Below are 21,270 nucleotides of genomic sequence, written 5' to 3' on the forward strand. Positions count from 1 at the left end.
ATCTTTTGATCTTGTTTTTAAGATCAAAAGATCGCAGCCTCGTTTCACTCGACAGCTCCTACAGGGATTTTGGGTACAAAAAAGGCGATCCCGTGGGATCGCCTTTTTTATTCGCCTGAAAGTCAGCTGCTCACCGGCAATATCGGGCTGCCCAGTCGTTCCAGCAACGTTGCCTGCGCGCTGCGCGGGTTCTGGTTGCCGGTCGGCGTGTTGCGGATGTAACGGCCATCCGACTGCAAGCTCCAGCTGTGAGTGTTGTCGGTCAGGTACAGCTCCAGCTCTTTCTTCACCCGGGTCAGCAGCTTCTTGCCTTCGACCGGGAAGCAAGTCTCGACGCGTTTGTCGAGGTTGCGCTCCATCCAGTCGGCGCTGGAGAGGAACATCTGTTCGTCGCCGCCATTGAGGAAGTAGAACACTCGGGTGTGCTCGAGGAAGCGGCCGATGATCGAGCGTACATGGATGTTGTGCGAAACCCCGGCAATCCCTGGACGCAGGCAGCACATGCCGCGCACCACCAGATCGATGCGCACGCCGGACTGGCTGGCCTTGTACAGCGCGCGGATGATCTTCGGATCGGTCAGCGAGTTGAACTTGGCAATGATGTGCGCCGGTTTGCCTTCGACGGCGAACTGGGTCTCGCGGGCAATCATGTCGAGCATGCCCTTCTTCAGGGTGAACGGCGCATGCAGCAGCTTCTTCATGCGCAGGGTTTTACCCATGCCGATCAACTGGCTGAACAGTTTGCCAACGTCTTCGCATAAGGCATCGTCGGAAGTCAGCAGGCTGTAGTCGGTGTACAGCTTGGCGTTGCCGGCGTGGTAGTTGCCGGTGCCGAGGTGCGCGTAACGCACAATTTCGCCGGCCTCACGACGCAGGATCAGCATCATCTTGGCGTGGGTCTTGAAACCGACCACGCCGTAGATCACCACCGCACCGGCCGCTTGCAGACGGCTGGCCAGTTGCAGGTTGGATTCTTCGTCGAAGCGCGCCCGCAGCTCGATGACCGCCGTCACTTCCTTGCCGTTCCGCGCGGCATCGACCAGCGCATCGACGATCTCGGAGTTGGCGCCCGAGCGGTACAGGGTCTGGCGTACAGCGAGCACGTGCGGATCTTTCGCGGCCTGGCGCAGCAGGTCGACCACCGGGGTGAACGACTCGAACGGGTGCAGCAGCAAGATGTCCTGCTTGCTGACCACGCTGAAAATGTTTTCGCTGTTCTGCAGCAGTTTCGGGATCTGCGGGGTGAACGGCGTGTATTGCAACTCCGGATGACTGTCCAGACCGGTGATGCTGAACAACCGCGTCAGGTTGACCGGGCCGTTGACCTGATACAGCTCGCTCTCGCTCAGGTTGAACTGCTTGAGCAGGTAGTCCGAGAGATGTTTCGGGCAAGTGTCAGCGACTTCCAGACGCACCGCATCACCGTAACGACGCGAGAACAACTCGCCACGCAGGGCGCGAGCCAGGTCTTCTACGTCTTCGGAGTCGAGCGCCAGGTCGGCGTTTCGGGTCAGACGGAACTGGTAGCAGCCCTTCACCTTCATGCCCTGGAACAGGTCATCGGCGTGGGCGTGGATCATCGACGACAGGAACACATAGTTGTCGCCCGGGCCACCGACTTCTTCCGGCACCTTGATGATCCGGGGCAGCAAACGCGGTGCCGGGATGATCGCCAGACCGGAATCGCGACCGAAGGCGTCGATGCCTTCGAGCTCGACGATGAAGTTGAGGCTCTTGTTCACCAGCAACGGGAATGGGTGCGTCGGGTCGAGGCCGATCGGGGTGATGATCGGCGCGATCTCGTCGCGGAAGTAGCGGCGCACCCAAGTCTTGAGCTTGACCGTCCAGTTGCGGCGACGGATGAAGCGCACCTGATGCTTTTCCAGCTCCGGTAACAGGATGTCGTTGAGGATCGCGTACTGACGATCAACATGGCCGTGGACCAACTCGCTGATCCGCGCCAGTGCTTGATGCGGTTGCAGACCGTCGGCACCGGCCTGTTCACGGGCGAAGGTGATTTGCTTCTTCAGGCCGGCGACGCGGATTTCAAAGAATTCATCAAGGTTGCTGGAGAAGATCAGCAGGAACTTCAAACGTTCCAGCAACGGATAGGACTCGTCCAGCGCCTGTTCCAGCACGCGGATGTTGAACTGCAATTGCGAGAGCTCGCGGTGGATGTACAGGCTGCTGTCATCCAGACCGGGAATGGCGATCGCCGGCACCGCCGCAGGTTCGGCCGCCGGCGCGGGTGGCGCTGGCTCCAGTTCCGGCGGGGTCTCGGTGATCTGCTCCACCACCGGCTGAGCTTCTTTTACTGCAACTTCAGTGAGTCCTTCGGTATTCATTGAATGTTCCTGGGAGGGCTATTTCTGCTCTCGTAACAATTGAGCGGCACGGACAGCAAAGTAAGTCAGGATGCCATCAGCGCCGGCACGTTTAAAGGCGGTCAGTGATTCGAGAATCACCGCCTCGCTCAACCAGCCATTCTGGATCGCCGCCATGTGCATGGCGTATTCGCCACTAACCTGATAGACGAAGGTCGGCACTTTGAAGGCATCTTTTACCCGGAAAAGAATGTCCAGATACGGCATGCCCGGTTTGACCATGACCATGTCCGCGCCTTCAGACAAGTCCGCACCGACTTCGTGCAGCGCTTCGTCGCTGTTGGCCGGGTCCATCTGATAAGAGGCTTTGTTGGCCTTGCCGAGGTTCGAAGCTGAACCCACGGCATCGCGGAACGGGCCGTAATAGGCGCTGGCGTACTTGGCCGAGTAAGCCATGATCCGCACATTGACGTGGCCGGCGATTTCCAGCGCTTCGCGGATCGCCTGAATGCGACCGTCCATCATGTCCGACGGTGCGACAACCTGCGCGCCGGCTTCGGCGTGGGACAGTGCCTGGCGCACCAGTGCGTCGACAGTGATGTCGTTCTGCACGTAGCCTTCTTCGTCGAGAATGCCGTCCTGACCGTGGGTGGTGAACGGATCAAGCGCAACGTCGGTGATCACGCCGAGTTCCGGGAAGCGCTCACGCAAGGCGCGAGTGGCGCGCTGGGCGATGCCTTCAGGGTTCCACGCTTCAGCGGCGTCGAGGGATTTCAATTCAGGAGGTGTGACCGGGAACAGCGCCAGCGCTGGAATCCCCAGTTCAACCCACTTTGCCGCCTCTTCGAGCAGCAAATCGATGGTCAGGCGCTCTACACCGGGCATCGAGGCCACGGCTTCGCGGCGGTTCTCACCGTCGAGCACGAACACCGGCAAGATCAGATCATCCACCGTCAGCACATTTTCCCGCACCAGCCGACGCGAAAAATCGTCGCGGCGATTGCGGCGCAGGCGCGTGGCAGGGAACAGACGGTTGGCGGGGGTAAAGCTCACGGCGGACTCCTGAGCCCGCGCAAACGGGCGAGCGTGACAGTTATAGACGGCCATTATGACCAACAGATGACAGTTGTGTGAGACCTGTGTCACGTAGCCGCATTCCATTCTCAGTGTAGGAATTGTTCACGTCGAGACACATTTCGACACTTTCATGAATGTGTCCGAAGGGTTAGGCTGCGCGTTCATTTCGCCAGCACCCAGACAATGCTCCAACAATTTCTGCATGACTTTGGCTACTTTGCCTTGTTCCTCGGCACGTTCTTCGAAGGCGAAACCATTCTGGTGCTCGCGGGCTTCCTCGCGTTTCGTGGATACATGGACATCAACGTGGTGGTGGTCGTGGCGTTCTTCGGCAGCTATGCCGGCGATCAGCTGTGGTACTTCCTCGGCCGCAAGCACGGGCGCAAATTACTCGCGCGCAAACCGCGCTGGCAGATGATGGGCGACCGCGCGCTGGAGCACATTCGCAAACATCCGGACATCTGGGTGCTGAGCTTCCGCTTCGTTTATGGCTTGCGCACGGTGATGCCGGTGGCGATCGGCCTGTCGGGCTATCCGCCGGGACGTTATCTGCTGCTCAACGGCATCGGCGCAGCGATCTGGGCGACGGCGCTGGCGGCTGCGGCTTACCACTTCGGCGCGGTGCTGGAAGGCATGCTCGGCAGTATCAAGAAATACGAGCTGTGGGTGCTGGGTGCGCTGCTGGTACTCGGTGTTGGCCTGTGGCTGCGTCGCCGCTTCAAGAATGCGCGCCTGGCGAAGAAGATCTACGAGGACGAGCAAGCCGCCAAAGCTGAACAACTCCAGCTCGCCGAACCAGCCAAGTCCGCCGCACCTAAACCGCCAGTCGAGTAACGCGCTGACGGCAGCTGTACAGCCCGATGCCGCTGAGCAGGCTGTACCCGAGCAAGCCAGCCCAGATCATCGGGCTGGCCGGCCACAATCCAACCAGCGGCGCCAGCCACACCAGTGGCACATTCAACCCCAGCCGCAACAGTTCGACCTTCAGCGCCCACGGGCGATTCTCCAGGCTAACGCCCAACGCAAACACCCCGAACGTCACCGCGCCCCAGCCAAGCAACAGCGCAGCGGTCGGCAGGCTGCGTTCCAGATTCATCAGATAACTGCCCAGCGCGATGTAAAGGCAAAACTGCAGCGCCACGTAAAACTGCTGACGACGCTCAAGCGGCACTTCGAATTTACGGAAGCGGGCCAGATCCGGCTTGCTCATCGGGTACTTCGCCGCAACGTCCGCCGGGCGCCAACCGGTGCGCATGAACCAGATCCGCAGCTTGTCCCAGTTGCGCTCGGCCCGCCGCGCGTCATCCCATAATTGCGCATAAAACTGCAGGTTGGCCCACAGCGGATTCCAGCTCGCCAGCGGCGTGGTCACTCCGAAAATCACCGGTTCGTTGTCGTCCTCTTCCTGAAACGAGCCGAACAGACGATCCCAAAAAATGAACACCCCGCCGTAGTTGCGATCCATGTAGAGAGCGTTCTGTGCATGGTGAGCCCGATGATTGGACGGCGTAACGAAGAACCACTCGAACCAGCCGAGCTTGGGAATGTGTCGGGTGTGGACCCAGAATTGATAGAGCAGGTTCAGCGCCGCGACGCTGACGAACACCAGCAACGGCACGCCGAGCACGGCCATCGGCAGGTAGAAAATCCAGCCGAGCAGAAACCCGGTACTGGTCTGGCGCAGCGCGGTGGAGAGGTTGTACTCCTCGCTCTGGTGATGCACCGAGTGCGCGGCCCAGAGGATATTGCGTTCATGGCCCATGCGGTGCAGCCAGTAGTAGCAGAAGTCGTAGAGGACGAACGCAAACACCCAGACCCAGACGCGGTCCGCCGGCAGTCTGAGCAAGGCCAGATGATCGAGGGCAAAGGCATACGTCAGCAGGCCGACGCCCTTGGTCAACAACCCGGTGGTGGTCGACAACACGCCGGTGCTGATGCTGTTCAGCGCATCGGCGAGGCGATAGTTGCTCACCCCGCGCCAGCGGTCGGCGACCAGTTCGAGCGCAATCAACACGAGGAAAAACGGCACCGCATACAGAATGAAGTCCATGACGCGCCCTGCTCGCAATCGTATGAACAGATCCTAGGTGTAGCCGCCCGTTTACCCTATGGCAACGCGCGACAATTTAGTGGACATTTAGCGCCATGAATCTGGAGAGAAACCCATGAGCAAAAAAGTTGCAGTGATCCTGTCCGGCAGTGGCGTGTACGACGGCGCCGAGATCCATGAAAGCGTCATCACCCTGCTGCGTCTTGATCAACGCGGCGCGCAGGTACAGTGCTTCGCCCCGAACATCGCGCAATTGCATGTGATCAACCACCTGACCGGCGAAGAAATGCCCGAGACCCGCAACGTGCTGGTCGAGTCGGCACGGATTGCCCGAGGCAACATCAAGGACATCCGCGAGGCTGACGTCGACGACTTCGATGCGCTGATCGTGCCCGGCGGTTTTGGGGCGGCGAAGAACCTTTCCAACTTTGCTGTCGAAGGCGCCGGCTGCAGCGTGCAGCCTGAAGTGCTGGCCTTGGCCGAGGCGTTTGCCGAAGCGGGCAAACCAGTGGGTTTGATGTGCATTTCGCCGGCTCTGGCCGCGAAGATCTACGGCCCGGGCGTGACCTGCACCATCGGCAATGACGCCGACACCGCGACGGCGATGAACAAGATGGGCGCGACGCACGAAGATTGCGCGGTGACCGAGATCATCGAAGACAAGGCGCGCAAACTGGTGACGACCCCGGCTTACATGCTGGCGCAGAACATCAGCGAGGCTGCTTCGGGGATCAACAAACTGGTCGACCGAGTATTAGAGCTGACCCACGAAAACGACGCCTGACACGGTCTATTGTAGGAGTGAGCCTGCTCGCGATGGCGGTGTGCCAGGCAACATATCTGTTGAATGATCGACCGCTATCGCGAGCAGGCTCACTCCTACAAGGGATTTGTGTTGGGCTCAGCGTTTGCGGGTCAGGCGCGTGAGAATCCGGTCCAGCGCATTGGCAAACGCCTGCTTCTCGCGATCGCCAAATGGCGCCGGGCCGCCGCTCATCTGGCCCTGTTCACGCAGATCGGTGAACAGGTTGCGCACCGCCAGCCGCTCGCCCATGTTCTGCGCATCGAATTCCTTGCCGCGCGGGTCGAGCGCCGCCACGCCCTTCTTCACCAGACGATCGGCCAGCGGGATATCGCTGCAAATCACCAGCTCCCCCGGCACCGCGTGCTCGACCAGATAATCGTCCGCCGCATCCGGCCCGCTCGGCACCACGATCAATTTGACGATGGCCAGCCCCGGCTTGATCTGCGGCTGCCCGGCCACCAGCACCACTTCGTACTGGCGCTTGAGGGCGAACTTCACCACCAGATCCTTCGCCGCCCGTGGGCAAGCGTCGGCATCGATCCATACACGCATTTTTTACCTCTCAAAAGCAAAAGATCGCAGCCTGCGGCAGCTCCTACAGAGTGCGCGTCGCGCCGCAATATTGCGACATGCGCGGCCCCTGTAGGAGCTGCCGCAGGCTGCGATCTTTTAAAGGATCACCCAATCAAGCAGCCGAAACCCGCCGCTTTTCAGCCACCCAACTACGCCCATACAACACCACAATCGCGACAATCGCCACCGCCTGCGCCGTCAGCGAATACGCATCGGCATGAATCCCCAGCCAGTCAAACTCAAAGAACGCCACCGGCCGCGTGCCGAAGATCCCGGCTTCCTGCAACGCCTTCACACCATGCCCGGCAAACACCACCGACAACGCACAGAGCAGCGCGGCGTTGATGCTGAAGAACAACGTCAGCGGCAATTTCGCCGAACCACGCAGAATCACCCACGCCAGACCGACCAGCAGCACCAGCGCCGTCGCCCCGCCTGCCAGCACCGCGTCATGCCCGGCTGGCCCTGCCTGCAACCACAGGGTTTCGTAGAACAGGATCACTTCGAACAACTCGCGATACACCGAGAAGAACGCGAGGATCGCAAAACCGAAACGCCCGCCCCCGCCGACCAGACTGCTCTTGATGTAATCCTGCCAGGCCGCCGCGTGACGACGGTCGTGCATCCACACGCCCAGCCACAACACCATGACGCTGGCAAACAACGCCGTCGCGCCCTCGAGCAACTCCCGTTGCGAACCACTGACGTCGATCACATACGCCGCCAGCGCCCAAGTGCCCAGCCCCGCCAGCAACGCCAGGCCCCAACCGACGTTGACGCTGCGCACCGCCGATTGCTGGCCGGTGTTGCGCAGGAACGCCAGAATCGCCGCCAATACCAGAATCGCTTCCAGACCTTCGCGCAGCAGAATCAGCAAACCGGAGATGTAGCTCAGCGACCAGCTCAAGCCATCGCTGCCAAGCAGCCCGGCGGACTCCTTCAGCTTGGCCTTGGCCGCGTCCAGACGCTGCTCGGCCTGTTCGACCGGCAAGCCGTCCTGCAACGACTGACGGTAAGCCATCAGCGATTTTTCGGTGTCTTTGCGCACGTTGGCGTCGACGTTATCCAGCGAACTTTCAACCAGTTCGAAACCTTCGAGGTACGCCGCTACCGACAGGTCATAGGCCTGATCGTGCTCACCGGCACGGTACGCCGCCAGACTCTTGTCCAGCGTCGCCGCGGTGTAGTCAAGCAACTGCGCCGGGCCGCGCTTGACCTGCGGTGGCTGGGCACGCTGCGCGCGGAACGTCGCCGCCGCTGGCGCGCCCTCGGCGCCTTGCACTTCGGCCGGGGTCTGACGCGCCAGATCGGCAATGTTGTAGGTTTTCTCGGAGTTGGCAGCCGTTGCATCGGCACTGAACCCGGCGATGTACGTCGCCAGATCCCAGCGCTGACGATCGTCGAGCTGATCGGCGAACGCCGGCATGTCGGTGCCTTCGACGCCTTGACCGAGGGTGCTGTAGATCGCATACAGGCTCAGGTGATCCATCCGCGCAGCGTCACGCAGGTTGGCCGGCGCGGGCGTCATGCCGAGCGCCGCCGGGCCGTCACCGGCGCCGCTGTCGCCGTGACACACCGAGCAGTTTTGCGCATACAGCGGCGCGCCACGTGTCGGGTCCGGGGTGATGATCGGTGCCTGGCTGACTTCATAGGCCACGGCCAGTTTCGCCCCCAGTTGCCGCGCCTGGCGGGCGACGTCCGCACCGTCCTGCTTCGCCGTGATCGCGCTGTGCAGCGCCTCGACACCCTGCTCCAGCGCGATTTTTTCCGGCTTGGCCGGCAGCGCGCTGATCAGGCTCTGCAACGCCTGAGTGAATTCCAGCTGCTCGCGGTATTCGGCGTCGTCGAGAATTTTTCCCGCCTCGACCGTCGGCGGGTAATCGGCGCTGATGTAATCAAGCAGGTGCAGCGCTTGCGGCGCGCCTTCCACGGTATCGGCCAGCAGATTGAAACTGCTCAGGGCGCACAGCGGAAACACCAGCCAGGCCAGAAAGCGGGACGAGGCAGTCATGAAAGGTTCTCAAGGGGAAATACGGAGTTACATATTGTTCACTCCGACGACGAATCCCTCAAGCTTTGTCGTTGCCATGGTGAACACCACGATGCTCATCGGCCCCTGAAAAAACATCAAAGCAGTTAGCCATCATCCACCCCTATAATGCGTCACCTCTTCGTACTGTCCGTTCAAGGAAGAACCCGCTCATGCGCCATTGTCTGCTGCCATCGCTGCTGATCGCCGCCATTTTGCAAGTCAGCGGCTGCGCCGCGTACCGCGATTACGACCTGGAACTGCAACAGACCACGCAACAGCTCAAGGCCGGCAACATCGATGGCTCGCTCGCCTTGATCGAGGCGCACAACCCGGGCGAAGAGAAGGATCTGCTCCATTACTTCGAGAAGGGCGCGGTATTGAGCGCTGGCGGTGAGTTCCCACAGAGCCAGGTCGCCTGGCGCAGCGCCGAGCAGATGGTCATACAGCGCCAGGACACCCTAGAAACCACCGGCGACAAGTTGCTCGCCGCCATGGGCAATCAGTGGGGCAGCATCATCAATGACAAGCTGCGGCGCTACGATGGCTACGATTACGAAAAGGTCATGCTGACCACGCAAATGGCCCTGAATCAACTGGCCCTGAATGACTTCGACGGCGCCCGTGCCGACATCAAGAAAACCCACGAGCGTGAAGCACTGATCGCCCGGCAACGGGAACTGGAATACGAGCGGGTCGAAGAAGCGGCCAAGGCCAACGGCGCCCGCGTTCACTACAAGGATCTGCAAGGCTACCCGGTAGTCATGCTGGAATCGGCCGCCGTGATTGCCTTGAAGAACGGTTATCAGAGCGCGTTCAGTCACTACCTCGCGGGCTTCACCTACGAGGCACTCGGTGAAAAAGATCTGGCGGCACCCGGCTATCGTCAGGCAATTGAGCTGCGCCCGGACATGGCGTTTTTCCAGCAGGCCCTGCGCGACCTCGACAGTCCTGGGCTCAAGGCCAACGAAAGTGACGTGCTGATCATCGTCCAAAGCGGTCTGGCGCCAGCCCGCAGCTCGGTGCGCGTACCGTATCCGGTGAAGCTTAAGGACGGTCAGGTCATCGTCGCCAATGTCTCATTCCCGGTGATGGTGCCCGACACGTCGACCCCTGCCTTCAATCAAGTGAGCATCGACGGTCGGCAGAACAAGCTGATCGCGGTCAACAGCATTACCGACATGTCCTTGCGCACCCTGCGTGACGACATGCCAGGCATTATCCAGCGCACCACCTACCGGGCCTTTCTGGCGGCGGACGTTCAGGCCACGGACAATCGACGCGATCCGAGCAAAGCTTCGTATGTCACCCACTGGGACGGTTTCGAGCAGGCCGACACACGCACCTGGCGCACCTTGCCCAACCTCACCCAAGTCGTGCGCCTGCGCCTGAAGAAGGGCGACCACTTGATCAGCCTCCCCAACACCCCGGGGACTGCTCCGTTGAAAATCCGTATCGACCAGAACCGCCAAGTCGTTGGTCTGCGCGCCCTGGGCGATCGAATATTTGCCAATGGCAGTGCATTTCAGTCCAGTGGAGCACCGGCAAGCAGCGTGGTATCGAACCTGAAATAAGTAATGGCACCTAACTAACCAGTGCAATTAAAAAGCTATTACATAGCCACCATTCGCCGCTTATAATGCCGCGCCCTCGCTAACGCGAACCGGCATTAAAGCTCCTCAGGATATGAGGAATTGGCAGGAGGCCAGCGCCACTGTCGATGGGTCACACCAGCCCGACCAGCATCCGCGGCTGTATTTACTCCAGGGAAGAAGTACCCCCATGGCATTCCGCGCTCCCTCCTTGATCGCGCTCAGCGCGGTCACTTTGCTGTCCGGCTGTTCCGCTTTCCGCAATTACGACTCCGAACTGGCCCAGACCAATCAGCAACTGGCGACCGGCAACGTCGACGCTGCGCTGACCCTGCTGGAAAAGAACAACAGCGGCCCGGACAAAGACCTGCTCTATTACTTCGAGAAAGGTGAGTTGCTGCGCGCCAAGGGTGACCTGTCCGGCAGCCAGAGCGCCTGGACCAGCGCCGATCAGGTGGTCGGTCAGTGGGAAGACTCGGTCAAGCTCGACACTGGTAAGTACCTGGCTCAGTTCGGCAGCTTCATCGTCAACGACAAGGTGCGTCGTTACGAAGGCTACGACTATGAAAAAGTCATGCTGACCACGCAGATGGCCCTGAACCTGCTGGCGGTGAATGACTTTGACGGCGCACGCACCGCGATCAAGCGGACTCACGAGCGTGAAGCGGTGATCGCTGACCTGCGCGACAAGGAATACCTCAAGAGCGAAGAAGAGGCCGAGAAAGAAGGCGTCAAGACCCAGTACAAAGACCTGCAGGGTTATCCGGTCGCCAGCCTCGATGCACCGGAAGTCGTCGGCCTGAAGAACAGCTACCAGAGTGCGTTCAGCCATTACCTCTCCGGTTTCGTCTATGAAGCCCTGGGCGAGAAAGGCCTGGCTGCACCGGGCTACCGCAAGGCCGCCGAACTGCGTCCGAACACGCCGCTGCTGGAGCAGGCGCTGATCAACCTCGACAAGCCGGTCAAATCCGACGACAGCGATATCCTGATCGTGGTGCAAAGCGGCCTGGCGCCGGCACGTGACTCGATCCGCATTCCGTTGCCGCTGCCGATTTCCAACAGCGTGGTGATCACGCCGCTGTCGTTCCCGGTGATCAAACCGGACACCTCCACCGCCACCTTCGCGCAGATCGGTGTCGACGGTCAGCAGGTTGACCTGACGGCCCTCAACAGCACCACGGCGATGTCCCGTCGCGCCCTGCGCGACGACATGCCGGGGATCATCGTGCGCACCACCGTGCGCGCAATCACCAAAGGCGTGGCGCAGAAGAAGATCAACGAAACCAACCCGCTGGCCGGTCTGGCTGTCGGTATCTCTTCAGCTGTGCTCGAAGGTGCCGATACCCGTACGTGGCGTACCCTGCCGGACTACACCCAAGTGGTGCGTCTGCGCCTGAAAAAAGGCGAGCATCAGGTTACCCTGCCGAGCGCGGTTGGCGGCTCGGTGGTCAAGGTCACCGTCGACCAGCGTTATCAGGTCATCAGCCTGCGCGCCGTCGGTAACCAGGTGTTCGCTGGCGGTCTGGCCGCCCACGTGATCCCGAGTGCCAGTGCGACCAACGTCGCCAGCCTCAAACAACCTTAAGAACGGAGTCTTTGCATGCGCTTCAAACTCATCGCCGTCGCCGCCCTCGCCTTGCTGGCGAGCGGCTGCGCCACCCCGCCACCACCTGAGCCGGGCAGCGCCGCGAGCAAAGTCGTGGCCATGGGTCCGCAGAAACACATCGTCGTCGGCGCCATGCGCGTCGCCCGCGAAAACGGTTTCATGACCGTCAACGTGCAGTTGAGCAACACCCTCAACAGCAACAAGACGTTCTACTACCGCTTCGCCTGGCTAGGCCCGGAAGGCTTCCCGATTGCCGACGAGGAAGTCTGGAAAAGCCAGATGATGTACGGCGCCCAGACCAGCTTCATTCAGGGCATCGCCCCGACGCCGAAAGCCGTGGACTTCCGTCTGGAACTCAAGACGCCGTAAGCCCGCCACCCTATTTCTGATTTAGAGAGCATTCCCATGTTTGCACGCTTTTCCTGCATCGCCGTTATTGCCCTGCTGGCCTCCGGCTGCGTCAACACTTCGCCGACCCTGGGCAGCAAGAACATCAGCTACGGTGATACCAAAGCCGTTGAAACCGTGACCAACGAATTCGGTTCGACCGACCTGCAGATGATTGCCGAGTCGATGACCCGTTCGATGGCTCAGTCCGGCATCCTGCAAGGTCGCCCGGTGGTTCAGGTCTACGATGTGAAGAACAAGACCAGCGAATACATCGACACGCGTGAGATCACCACCAGCATCAAGACTCAGCTGATGAAGACCGGCGTCGCCCGTTTCGCCAGCGACAACACCGCCATGCAGAGCCAGGTCGACCAGCTCAAGCTGCAAAACCAGAGCGGTCTGTACAAGAAAAGCACCGTGGCCAAGACTGGCAACATGATCGCGGCCAAATACCGTCTGGAAGGTTCGATCAGCTCGATCGTCAAGCGCAGCAGCGACTACAAGGACGTCTTCTACAAATTCAGCCTGCAACTGATCGACGTTGAAAGCGGTCTGGCCGAGTGGATGGACGAAAAAGAGATCCGCAAAACCACGGAGCGTTAATTGATGCGCGCATGGATTGGCATGATGGCCCTGGCTTGCGCGTTCAGCGTGCAAGCGGCCCCGAAAGTCGCGGTAACGGATCTGGCGTACCAGGAACGTGTGGAGCAATACATCCACATCGTTTCGTCGCAGAACAATTACCGCGAGGGTTACTACAGCTCCAGCGGCTCGTCGAACTACAACGAGTACGAAGCGAACACCAGCTACATCGAGCAGGCCGAGCTGCGTAAATTCACCGGCGACATCAAGGGTGAAATTCTCCGCACCGGCATGTTCCAGCTGATCCAGGGCACGCCGTACACTGCCTCGTCCAAGGGTGACATCTACGATGTGATCAAGCGAATCAAGTCCGGCGCCTTCAAAGGCGCCGACTATGTGTTGTTCGGGACGGTGTCGGACATCGACTTCACCCAGGACATCAACGAGCTGGCGAACACCGACAGCTATTCGGCGGTGCTGGGCCTGACGCTGGTGGCGGATTTCAGCCTGATCAACACCAAGACCTTCGAGATCACTTCGGCCTTCACGGCGATGGGCGAAGCGCAGGACACCAAACTGGTGAACCACCGCGACATCAAGATCTCACTGAACCGCCCACGGGTGGTACGTGACGTGTCGAAGGCGCTGGGTGAGGACGTGGCCGGGCAGCTGAGCATGCAGCTTGGTGGTGGCGGGTACGAGCAGCCGCGCGAAGCACCGCAGCGCAACAACCTGCCGCGCGATACTGCGCCGGTGATCCTGCGCTGATTGCAGGCCTGCACAAATCTGATGTGAACTTTGTGCTGTGGACTTTGTGGTGAGGGGATTTATCCCCGATGGCTCGCGAAGCGGGCCCCCTCTTGATCTTAAAAGAAGGGGCCGCTGCGCAGCCCATCGGGGATAAATCCCCTCACCACAGTTGTGTGTCTGTGAGGTTTAGGCGGCTGCTTTGCGCAGCGTCGCCATAAACGCCGCCGCGCCAATGAACAGCCCGGCAAACGTGCGGTTCATGCGTTTCTGCTGTTGCGGTGTGCGCAACAGACGCAGCACCTTCGAGGCCAGACCGGTATAACCGGCCATCACAATCAGGTCGACGCAGATCATGGTTGCGCCGATCACCACGTACTGAATCAGCAGCGGCGCGTGCGGATTGATGAACTGCGGCAGCACCGCCAGCATGAACACCAGCGCCTTGGGGTTGCTGATGTTGACCAGAAAACCACGGAACACCAATGCCAGCGGCTTGCCGATCGGCCGCACCGCCGCGTCATCGCTCATGTCCATGGGCTGCGCGCGCCATTGCTTGATGGCCAGATACACGAGGTAAGCGACACCGAACCATTTGATGGCGTGGAAGGCAGTCGCCGAAGCGGTCAGGATCGCGCCAACGCCGGCGCCGACAATCGCAATCTGCACCGCCAGGCCAATCTGCAGGCCGAGGGCGTTCCAGTAACCGCGCCAGAAACCGTATTGCAGACCGCTGGACATCGACGCAATGGCGCCAGCACCCGGGGACAGACTGATCACCCAGCAGGCGGCAAAAAACGCCAGCCATGTTTGAAGCTCCATCGCACACCTCGCATCTGAATCGTGACAGACGCTCAAGCTAATGCGGATCGGAGCTAAAAGCAAAAGATCGCAGACTCCGGCAGTTCCTACGTGAGAATGCGATCCCTGTAGGAGCTGCCGAAGGCTGCGATCTTTTGATCTTGCTTGAAACCCTACTTCTCAAAACCGCTAGACGGAAACACATCCGTCCCACGCCAACGCCGTACCGAACGCTGGAAGAACAGACTGTTCGGCACCTGCACCATCGCGCTCCCCGTCCCCAACTCTTCCGCTTCGATCAACGTCGTGTAAAGCAGATTGATCGCCACCACCCGCCCCTTCACGCCAGGCTTGTCCGTGGTGTCGACCAGTTCAACGATATCGCCCAGCCGAAACGGCCCGACCGTAAAGATCAGAATTGCGCACAGCAGGTTCGACAGCACACTCCACATCGCGAAGAACGCGACCGCCGCCACCGCGACGAAACCCGACAGCGCCGTCCACAACACCGTGGCCGAAACACCGAGGCGTTCCAAAACAAAGATCACCGCACTGCCCATGATCAGCCAGCGCAGCACGCCACGCAGCGGCATCAGCAACTGCGGCGGGAACGGATAGCGCTCACCCAGGCGGGTCAGGCACTTGGCAACGAAGCGTTGGGCGAGATAGCCGGCCAGCAGGATCAGCAGAATCTGCACGCCCAGCCAGATTGGCTCGACCCACATCGCCGGCAGCGGCAGCTTGAACGCTTCCATCAGGACAGCGCCTCCAGCTCCGCCTGCATGCTTTCCAGCACCTCGAGGGCTTCCATCCACGCCTCTTCCAGCTCGCCTTCGCGAACCTTCAGCTTGGCTTGTTCGGCCAACAGATCACGCAATTCGTTCTTGCGCGCCGGCTCGTAGATATCGCTGTCGCCGAGGCTGGCATCGACCTTGGCCAGTTTCTCGTGAAGCTTGCCCAGTTCAGCTTCAAGCTTATCGGCTTCGCGCTTGTGCGGCGCCAGTTGCTGACGCAACGCAGCTGCAGCCTGACGCTGAGCCTTCTTGTCAGTCTTGTCCGGGTTGGCCGGAGTGTTGCTTACCGGCGCATTGCGCTGGCGGTATTCCACCAGCCAGCGCGCATAGTCTTCGAGGTCGCCATCGAACTCTTCGACCTTGCCGTCCGCGACCAGGTAGAAGTTATCGGTGGTGCTCTTGAGCAAGTGCCGGTCGTGAGACACCACCAGTACCGCGCCGCTGAATTCCTGCAGCGCCATGGTCAGCGCCAGGCGCATTTCCAGGTCGAGGTGGTTGGTCGGTTCGTCGAGCAGCAACAGATTCGGACGTTCCCAGGCGATCAACGCCAAGGCCAGACGCGCCTTTTCGCCACCGGAAAAATTCAGCACCGGCTCATCGATGCGCGCGCCACGGAAGTCGAAACCGCCAAGGAAGTCGCGCAGGGTCTGCTCGCGCTCGCTCGGTGCCAGACGTTGCATGTGCAGCAATGGGCTGGCCTTGGAATCCAGCGAGTCGAGCTGATGCTGGGCGAAGTAGCCGACCACGGTGTTCTCGCCACGGGTCAGGCGCCCGGCGATCGGTGACAGCTCGCCGGCGAGGTTCTTGATCAGCGTCGATTTACCCGCGCCGTTCGGCCCGAGCAGGCCGATCCGTGCCCCCGGGGTCAGTTGCAGCTTGACCTTCTCCAGGATGGTTTTGTCGCCGTAACCCAGTCGCGCATCGGACAGGTCGATCAGCGGGCTGGAGATTTTCGTCGACTCGCGGAAGACGAAGTCGAACGGCGAATCGACGTGAGCTGCCGACAACTCTTCCATCCGCTCCAGGGCCTTGATCCGGCTCTGTGCCTGACGGGCCTTGGTCGCTTGCGCCTTGAAGCGGGCGATGTAGCTTTCCATGTGCGCACGTTGCGCCTGCTGCTTCTCGTAGGCCTGCTGCTGCTGGGCCAGACGCTCGGCACGGGCGCGCTCGAACGCGGTGTAGCCACCACGGTAGAGGGTGATCTTGCGCTGATCGACATGCGCGACGTGATCGACGACTTCGTCGAGGAAATCACGGTCGTGGGAAATCAGCAGCAAGGTGCCCGGGTAGCTTTTCAGCCACTCTTCGAGCCAGATGATAGCGTCGAGATCCAAGTGGTTGGTCGGTTCGTCGAGCAGCAATAAGTCCGAAGGACACATCAAGGCTTGCGCCAGGTTCAGGCGCATCCGCCAGCCACCGGAGAAATCCCCGACCTGACGATCCATCTGCTCGTTGGTGAAACCGAGACCGGCGAGCAACTTGCGCGCTCGCGCATCGGCGGTGTAACCGTCGGCGCTGTCGAGTTCCGAGTGCAGGCGGGCCTGAGCGGCACCGTCATGCGCCGCTTCGGCGGCAGCGAGGTCACGTTGCACCTCGCGTAGACGCAGGTCGCCATCGAGCACATAGTCGACGGCAAGGCGCTCGAGCGTCTCGATTTCCTGGCGCATGTGGGCGATGCGCCAGTCGGCCGGCAGGAAGCAGTCACCCGAGTCCGGGTGCAGTTCGCCCCGAATCAAGGCGAACAGGCTCGATTTGCCGGCGCCGTTGGCACCGATGAGGCCGGCTTTGTGGCCGGCGTGCAGGGTCAGCTCGGCGTCTTCTAGCAGACGTTGCGGGCCACGCTGTAAAGTCAGGTTCTGAAGTCGGATCATAATGGCGGCGGAGTCTACCAGCTTCGCTCACAACTGGCGCGAGTAGCACGATGTCCTCTGACCTGTGGAGCTTTTCCCTTGCCGTCTACGCCCGTCCGGGCGTGGAAGATGCTTGTCTGCAACTGCAAACGGCGGGCGCGAATGTGTGCCTGCTGCTGTGTGGTTTGTGGCTGGAACAACGCGGGGTGACTTGCGATGAACAACGCGTTCGCCAGCTTCAGGCGCTGACCGAGCCGTGGGATATCGAGGTAGTGCAGCCGCTGCGGGCACTGCGCATGCAATGGAAAACCCGGGCGGTGGATGATGCGGTGTTGAAAGGCATGCGCGAGCAGATCAAGTCACTTGAGCTGGAAGCTGAGCGAGTGTTGCTGTCACGGCTTGAGGGTGTGGCGCAGGAGTGGACGCGAAACGAGGCAGGTTCGATGACCTGGCTGGAAGGCTTGGCCGGCATGGCAGCCAGCCCGAACCGCGACGCGCTGCAAGTGCTGCGCGTCGCGGCTACCGGCACTTAGGAAGCGCTGGTTGGGTTGTTGCTGGTGCTCGACACAACGGCTGGCGATGACGCAGTCGAAGGGGTCGAGGTGGTAGCGGCTGGAGCAGGTGCCGCTGGCGCAGCCGACGCTGCCGGTGCGGCAGGTTTGGCGGCAGGCGCGGTAGCCGGTTTGGCGGCAGCTGGTTTGGCAGCGGCTGGCTTTTTAACGGCAGGTTTTGCAGCTGGCTTGGCGGCTGTTTTTGCAGCAGCAGGCTTGGCGGCAGCAGTCGTTGGTTTGGCAGCAGCGGCCGGTTTAGCGGCTGGCTTGGCTGCCGGTTTGGCGGCGGCTTTCACGGCTGGTTTTGCAGCCGGTTTTGCAGCAGCTTTGGCTGGCGCTTTTGCCGCAGGTTTGGCCGCTGCTGGTTTAGCGGCAGTCTTGGCAGCTGGTTTTGCAGCAGCAGGTTTTGCCGCAGCTTTGGCAGCAGGTTTAGCGGCCGGCTTTGCAGCGGTGGCTTTCGCTGGAGCAGCTTTGGCAGCAGCTGGTTTTGCGGCTGGTTTAGCAGCAGCGGCACGGGTAGCCGGCTTGGCAGCGGCAGTACGCGCAGCAGGTTTTGCCGCTGTGGTTTTAGCCGCTGGTTTTGCAGCGCTCGCCGCAGCAGGTTTTTTCGCAGCAGGTTTTGCAGCCGCTTTGGCCGCTGGTTTTGCAGCGGTTTTCACTGGTGCTTTTGCAGCAGGCTTGGCAGCGGTTTTAGCAGCCGCTTTTGCAGCAGGCTTGGCCGCTGCAGTTTTCGCTGGAGCTTTGGCTGCAGCAGGTTTTGCAGCAGCTTTCTTCGCCGGTGCCGCTGCTGGTTTGGCCGAGCGAGTCGACAATACTTTGCCCACGGCTTCTTGAACGCGGCCAACACCCTGGGCCAGTTTCAGGCTTTCCTGGGCGTCACGCTTGAGTTGCAGAATGTAGCTGCGGGTATCGGACTGACGATCCTTCAGCGCATCGAGCAGGTCTTCCAGTTCTTTCACTGCGCCTTTGGCTTTGGTCTGTGCCTTGGCTTTACCGGCAGCCGCTGCGTCTTGCAATTTGGTACGCGATTTGTGCAGTTTTTCTTGCGCCTTGCCGCGTTGCTTTTCCAGTTTGGCGAGCAGTTTTTCAGCATCAGCCAAGGCTTGCGAGCAAGCGTTTTCCAAATGCTCGAGCAGGCTGCCCGAGAGTTGTTGGAGTAAGTGCAACGGAGTGTTTACAGGCTTCTTGGTGGCCGACATGGTTTACCTCCTGGCTGACGTGAATGCGGCTCATACTAGACCTCTGCTGCTACCGCCGCTAGGTCATCTTGACAGTATCGAAACGGTTGCGTTGCAACGAAGTGAAAATGTTCTTCGACAAGTCAAAAGCAGTTCACCGTTGCAGACGTTTGCGCTGGCATAATCCACCGCATCTCAGGACGGAGAGTGCCCATGTCGCGCTACCTTTTTTTATCCCTCTGCATGGTTTTTTCAGTGGTTCACGCCGACGAAAAAACCACCGCGAATGACGCTCACGATCTCGCCTACAGTCTCGGTGCAAGCCTGGGTGAACGCCTGCGTCAGGAGGTTCCGCAGTTGCAGATTCAAGCGTTGGTCGAAGGCTTGCAGCAAGCCTATCAAGGCAAGCCATTGGCGCTGAGTGAAGCGCGTATCGAACAGATTCTGGCTGATCACGAAGCACAAAATGCCGAACATTCAGCGCAGCCTTCCAGTGATGCCGCGATGGAAAACGAGCAGAGGTTTCTCACGGCAGAAAAAGCCAAGCCGGGCGTGAAGGAATTGGCCGACGGCATCCTCCTGACCGAGCTGACGCCAGGCACTGGCGCCAAAGCCGGGCCGGATGGAAAAGTGCAGGTGTTGTATGTCGGTCGCTTGCCCGACGGCACCGTGTTCGATCAGAACACTCAGCCGCAATGGTTCAACCTCGACAGCGTGATCGCCGGTTGGCGCACCGCTTTGCAAAACATGCCGGTGGGCGCGAAATGGCGCCTGGTGATTCCATCGGATCAAGCGTATGGCGCGGACGGTGCCGGTGACCTGATCGCGCCATTCACACCGCTGGTGTTTGAAGTGGAATTGCGCGGCGCGACCAGTTGAGCAGGCAATAAAAAACGGTGCGCTTTGGGCGCACCGTTTTTTTTGATCGGTAGAAAGGATCAGGCCTGGACCGGATCTTCTTCCTTGTGCGCTGTGTGCAGCACTTCAATCAGGCAGTCTTCGAGTTCGAAGCGCTCGTGCAGCAAACCACCGAGCTCCTTGAATTTCTCGGCAACGCATTTGCCTTCATCACACAGATCGTTGAACGCGAGCAGCTTCTCGGTGATCACGTCGATGCGCGGATAGATTGTCTCGGCGAGTTCCAGGCCGCGCTTGTCGTTGAACGCCTTGGCTTCGCCGGTCAGCTGTTCGTAGATTTCGAAATGCCCGGCCGATACGTAGTCCACCAGCACGCCGCAGAATTCCTGCAAGGGCTTGCGGTTCTCGGACAACTTCTCGGGTTTCGCACCAAGAGCATCATAGGCCCGAACCAGTTCATGCCGCTCTTGCAACCAGCGGTCGATCAGCAGATGAACTCCACCCCAGCGTTCCTGAGCATTCTGACAACTTTCGAGCATGGCGATCTCTCTTCCCTTGTGGGTCATGCTGCTCTACACCCGCGCCTCTCTTCTGGTTTATCGCTTGGAGTGCGGACGGGCAGAGCGTCATCGAGCAACATAAATCCAATGACACGTGCGGGCCAGATTATGCCCGCGCGCCTATGGCTTCAAGGTACGCAGGAGATAAAGTTCATACAAGTGTTTAATCCCTGACCAGCCCCCGGTGCGACGCTTCGCCGCTGAGCGGTCGTTGCAGAGCGTTCCAGACCTGTCGCACGAGTTGAAAAAACGCCAGCACGGAGACGGCCATAAAGAACAGCAGGCTCCACTCTGGAACGCTCAGGTCAAACAGCGTCCAGGAAATTTCCGCGCAATCGGCGCTGCCGTTAATCATCCGCACCGCCGCACACAGCCATGGCAGGTTGCTGAACAAGGTGGCTGGATCGGGTGAGCAGTTTGCCAGCTGTAACACCGGATCGCTCTGCAACAACACCTGTCGCCAGGCCGCAGTGGTTCCGCCGAGGCTCGCACCCAGCGCGGCCACCCAATAGAACGACAGACCGAGGCGTTGCGGGCCGTGCACCGCCGCCAGTCCGCAACAGGCTGTGAGCAGCGTCATGCACAATCGCTGCACCAGGCACAGGCTGCACGGCACCAGGCCAACCGCGTATTCAAGGTAATAGGAAGCTCCCAGGGCAACGGCCCCCGCAGTGAAAGCCATGAAAAACAAGGAGCGTGAGCAGGCCAACGACATGGCTTTTCCGTAACAGTAGAGACAGGCAGTTACGGTAGAGGAAAGCGCGTCAGCCTTTCAAGGCGGTGGGCTGGCGACACTTCGGTAAAGGTGTAGGGAAAACCCGACAGGGTAGAGAGGAAAAGGTAAAGCACGCTGTAGGACTTTGCCTTCGAGGCTGATTTGCAGGCAATCAATAGTCGCGAAAC

At 60.3% G+C, this 21,270-nt stretch carries 20 protein-coding genes; 9 read left to right on the top strand and 11 right to left on the bottom strand.

All coding sequences use genetic code 11. The annotated features are described in order from the left end of the window. Nucleotides 1-122: 122 nt before the first annotated feature. Nucleotides 123-2,345, bottom strand: coding sequence for a polyphosphate kinase 1 (ppk1, locus tag PMI37_RS20485; protein WP_008084505.1), 2,223 nt, complete (start codon nt 2,343-2,345; stop codon nt 123-125). 18 nt (nt 2,346-2,363) lie between these two features. Beyond that, on the bottom strand, nt 2,364-3,377 hold the full coding sequence (gene hemB, locus PMI37_RS20490) for a porphobilinogen synthase (protein ID WP_008084506.1): 1,014 nt from the start codon (nt 3,375-3,377) through the stop codon (nt 2,364-2,366). Between the two features lie 207 nt (nt 3,378-3,584). Between hemB and PMI37_RS20495 the strand changes: the two genes are divergently transcribed. Further along, complete coding sequence (locus PMI37_RS20495; RefSeq protein ID WP_008084508.1) at nt 3,585-4,235, top strand: DedA family protein; 651 nt, start codon at nt 3,585-3,587, stop codon at nt 4,233-4,235. On the opposite strand, the gene PMI37_RS20500 is transcribed toward PMI37_RS20495, so the two are convergent. Continuing rightward, on the bottom strand, nt 4,216-5,451 hold the full coding sequence (locus PMI37_RS20500; RefSeq protein ID WP_008084518.1) for a sterol desaturase family protein: 1,236 nt from the start codon (nt 5,449-5,451) through the stop codon (nt 4,216-4,218). The genes PMI37_RS20495 and PMI37_RS20500 overlap by 20 nt on opposite strands. A 115-nt stretch (nt 5,452-5,566) precedes the next feature. Between PMI37_RS20500 and elbB the strand changes: the two genes are divergently transcribed. After that, nucleotides 5,567-6,235, top strand: coding sequence for an isoprenoid biosynthesis glyoxalase ElbB (elbB, locus tag PMI37_RS20505; RefSeq protein WP_008084520.1), 669 nt, complete (start codon nt 5,567-5,569; stop codon nt 6,233-6,235). A gap of 117 nt (nt 6,236-6,352) precedes the next feature. Here the strand turns inward: elbB and PMI37_RS20510 are convergent, their stop codons facing one another. Beyond that, nucleotides 6,353-6,808, bottom strand: a complete 456-nt coding sequence (locus PMI37_RS20510; protein WP_008084521.1) for a YaiI/YqxD family protein — start codon at nt 6,806-6,808, stop codon at nt 6,353-6,355. A gap of 133 nt (nt 6,809-6,941) precedes the next feature. Further along, nucleotides 6,942-8,840 (bottom strand): FTR1 family protein, encoded by a 1,899-nt coding sequence (locus PMI37_RS20515; RefSeq protein ID WP_008084523.1) that lies wholly within the window; start codon nt 8,838-8,840, stop codon nt 6,942-6,944. A 191-nt stretch (nt 8,841-9,031) separates the two neighbouring features. Here PMI37_RS20515 and PMI37_RS20520 point away from each other — a divergent pair, with 191 nt between their 5' ends. The 5 genes from PMI37_RS20520 (at nt 9,032) to PMI37_RS20540 (ending at nt 13,796) form a co-directional block, all read left to right on the top strand. After that, nucleotides 9,032-10,432 carry a COG3014 family protein gene (locus PMI37_RS20520; RefSeq protein WP_008084525.1) on the top strand — a complete coding sequence of 467 codons (1,401 nt, stop codon included), beginning with the start codon at nt 9,032-9,034 and terminating at the stop codon, nt 10,430-10,432. Between the two features lie 208 nt (nt 10,433-10,640). After that, a complete protein-coding gene (locus PMI37_RS20525) occupies nt 10,641-12,035 on the top strand; it encodes a COG3014 family protein (protein WP_008084527.1) in 1,395 nt (464 codons plus the stop codon). A 15-nt stretch (nt 12,036-12,050) separates the two neighbouring features. Further along, nucleotides 12,051-12,425: a YcfL family protein gene (locus tag PMI37_RS20530; protein WP_008084528.1), complete on the top strand. Its 375-nt coding sequence runs from the start codon at nt 12,051-12,053 to the stop codon at nt 12,423-12,425. Nucleotides 12,426-12,461: 36 nt separating this feature from the next. Continuing rightward, nucleotides 12,462-13,049 (top strand): penicillin-binding protein activator LpoB, encoded by a 588-nt coding sequence (lpoB, locus tag PMI37_RS20535; protein ID WP_008084530.1) that lies wholly within the window; start codon nt 12,462-12,464, stop codon nt 13,047-13,049. Nucleotides 13,050-13,052: 3 nt separating this feature from the next. Next, nucleotides 13,053-13,796, top strand: coding sequence for a hypothetical protein (locus tag PMI37_RS20540; protein ID WP_008084532.1), 744 nt, complete (start codon nt 13,053-13,055; stop codon nt 13,794-13,796). A 168-nt stretch (nt 13,797-13,964) separates the two neighbouring features. Here PMI37_RS20540 and rhtB read toward each other — a convergent pair whose 3' ends face one another. The 3 genes from rhtB to PMI37_RS20555 form a co-directional block, all read right to left on the bottom strand. After that, the gene (gene rhtB / locus PMI37_RS20545) at nt 13,965-14,597 is read right to left on the bottom strand and encodes a homoserine/homoserine lactone efflux protein (RefSeq protein ID WP_008084534.1); all 633 of its coding nucleotides are present in this window, start codon (nt 14,595-14,597) and stop codon (nt 13,965-13,967) included. A 152-nt stretch (nt 14,598-14,749) separates the two neighbouring features. After that, complete coding sequence (locus PMI37_RS20550; protein ID WP_008084536.1) at nt 14,750-15,331, bottom strand: mechanosensitive ion channel family protein; 582 nt, start codon at nt 15,329-15,331, stop codon at nt 14,750-14,752. After that, nucleotides 15,331-17,241, bottom strand: coding sequence for an ATP-binding cassette domain-containing protein (locus PMI37_RS20555; protein WP_008084538.1), 1,911 nt, complete (start codon nt 17,239-17,241; stop codon nt 15,331-15,333). The genes PMI37_RS20550 and PMI37_RS20555 overlap by 1 nt, the downstream gene beginning before the upstream one ends. Nucleotides 17,242-17,291: 50 nt before the next feature. On the opposite strand from PMI37_RS20555, the gene PMI37_RS20560 reads away from it, so the two are divergent. Continuing rightward, the gene (locus PMI37_RS20560) at nt 17,292-17,753 is read left to right on the top strand and encodes a TIGR02444 family protein (protein ID WP_008084540.1); all 462 of its coding nucleotides are present in this window, start codon (nt 17,292-17,294) and stop codon (nt 17,751-17,753) included. On the opposite strand, the gene PMI37_RS20565 is transcribed toward PMI37_RS20560, so the two are convergent. Further along, on the bottom strand, nt 17,750-18,970 hold the full coding sequence (locus PMI37_RS20565) for an AlgP family protein (protein WP_008084542.1): 1,221 nt from the start codon (nt 18,968-18,970) through the stop codon (nt 17,750-17,752). The two genes, PMI37_RS20560 and PMI37_RS20565, sit on opposite strands and share 4 nt — an antisense overlap. 192 nt (nt 18,971-19,162) lie before the next feature. On the opposite strand from PMI37_RS20565, the gene PMI37_RS20570 reads away from it, so the two are divergent. After that, on the top strand, nt 19,163-19,828 hold the full coding sequence (locus PMI37_RS20570) for an FKBP-type peptidyl-prolyl cis-trans isomerase (RefSeq protein ID WP_008084545.1): 666 nt from the start codon (nt 19,163-19,165) through the stop codon (nt 19,826-19,828). Nucleotides 19,829-19,887: 59 nt separating this feature from the next. Here the strand turns inward: PMI37_RS20570 and PMI37_RS20575 are convergent, their stop codons facing one another. Together PMI37_RS20575 and PMI37_RS20580 are read right to left on the bottom strand one after the other, a co-directional pair. Further along, nucleotides 19,888-20,346 carry an Rsd/AlgQ family anti-sigma factor gene (locus PMI37_RS20575; RefSeq protein WP_008084548.1) on the bottom strand — a complete coding sequence of 153 codons (459 nt, stop codon included), beginning with the start codon at nt 20,344-20,346 and terminating at the stop codon, nt 19,888-19,890. A gap of 184 nt (nt 20,347-20,530) precedes the next feature. Further along, nucleotides 20,531-21,082 carry a disulfide bond formation protein B gene (locus tag PMI37_RS20580; protein WP_008084550.1) on the bottom strand — a complete coding sequence of 184 codons (552 nt, stop codon included), beginning with the start codon at nt 21,080-21,082 and terminating at the stop codon, nt 20,531-20,533. Nucleotides 21,083-21,270 lie beyond the last annotated feature (188 nt).

Origin of the sequence: Pseudomonas sp. GM80, from assembly GCF_000282515.1 — a bacterium.
Lineage (GTDB): Bacteria > Pseudomonadota > Gammaproteobacteria > Pseudomonadales > Pseudomonadaceae > Aquipseudomonas.

Coding starts and splice junctions, on each gene's coding strand:
- ppk1 (WP_008084505.1), bottom strand. CDS start 2,345: ATGAATACCGAAGGACTCACTGAAGTTGCAGTAAAAGAAGCTCAGCCG.
- PMI37_RS20495 (WP_008084508.1), top strand. CDS start 3,585: ATGCTCCAACAATTTCTGCATGACTTTGGCTACTTTGCCTTGTTCCTC.
- PMI37_RS20500 (WP_008084518.1), bottom strand. CDS start 5,451: ATGGACTTCATTCTGTATGCGGTGCCGTTTTTCCTCGTGTTGATTGCG.
- elbB (WP_008084520.1), top strand. CDS start 5,567: ATGAGCAAAAAAGTTGCAGTGATCCTGTCCGGCAGTGGCGTGTACGAC.
- PMI37_RS20510 (WP_008084521.1), bottom strand. CDS start 6,808: ATGCGTGTATGGATCGATGCCGACGCTTGCCCACGGGCGGCGAAGGAT.
- PMI37_RS20515 (WP_008084523.1), bottom strand. CDS start 8,840: ATGACTGCCTCGTCCCGCTTTCTGGCCTGGCTGGTGTTTCCGCTGTGC.
- PMI37_RS20520 (WP_008084525.1), top strand. CDS start 9,032: ATGCGCCATTGTCTGCTGCCATCGCTGCTGATCGCCGCCATTTTGCAA.
- PMI37_RS20525 (WP_008084527.1), top strand. CDS start 10,641: ATGGCATTCCGCGCTCCCTCCTTGATCGCGCTCAGCGCGGTCACTTTG.
- PMI37_RS20530 (WP_008084528.1), top strand. CDS start 12,051: ATGCGCTTCAAACTCATCGCCGTCGCCGCCCTCGCCTTGCTGGCGAGC.
- lpoB (WP_008084530.1), top strand. CDS start 12,462: ATGTTTGCACGCTTTTCCTGCATCGCCGTTATTGCCCTGCTGGCCTCC.
- PMI37_RS20540 (WP_008084532.1), top strand. CDS start 13,053: ATGCGCGCATGGATTGGCATGATGGCCCTGGCTTGCGCGTTCAGCGTG.
- rhtB (WP_008084534.1), bottom strand. CDS start 14,597: ATGGAGCTTCAAACATGGCTGGCGTTTTTTGCCGCCTGCTGGGTGATC.
- PMI37_RS20550 (WP_008084536.1), bottom strand. CDS start 15,331: ATGGAAGCGTTCAAGCTGCCGCTGCCGGCGATGTGGGTCGAGCCAATC.
- PMI37_RS20555 (WP_008084538.1), bottom strand. CDS start 17,241: ATGATCCGACTTCAGAACCTGACTTTACAGCGTGGCCCGCAACGTCTG.
- PMI37_RS20560 (WP_008084540.1), top strand. CDS start 17,292: ATGTCCTCTGACCTGTGGAGCTTTTCCCTTGCCGTCTACGCCCGTCCG.
- PMI37_RS20565 (WP_008084542.1), bottom strand. CDS start 18,970: ATGTCGGCCACCAAGAAGCCTGTAAACACTCCGTTGCACTTACTCCAA.
- PMI37_RS20570 (WP_008084545.1), top strand. CDS start 19,163: ATGTCGCGCTACCTTTTTTTATCCCTCTGCATGGTTTTTTCAGTGGTT.
- PMI37_RS20575 (WP_008084548.1), bottom strand. CDS start 20,346: ATGCTCGAAAGTTGTCAGAATGCTCAGGAACGCTGGGGTGGAGTTCAT.
- PMI37_RS20580 (WP_008084550.1), bottom strand. CDS start 21,082: ATGTCGTTGGCCTGCTCACGCTCCTTGTTTTTCATGGCTTTCACTGCG.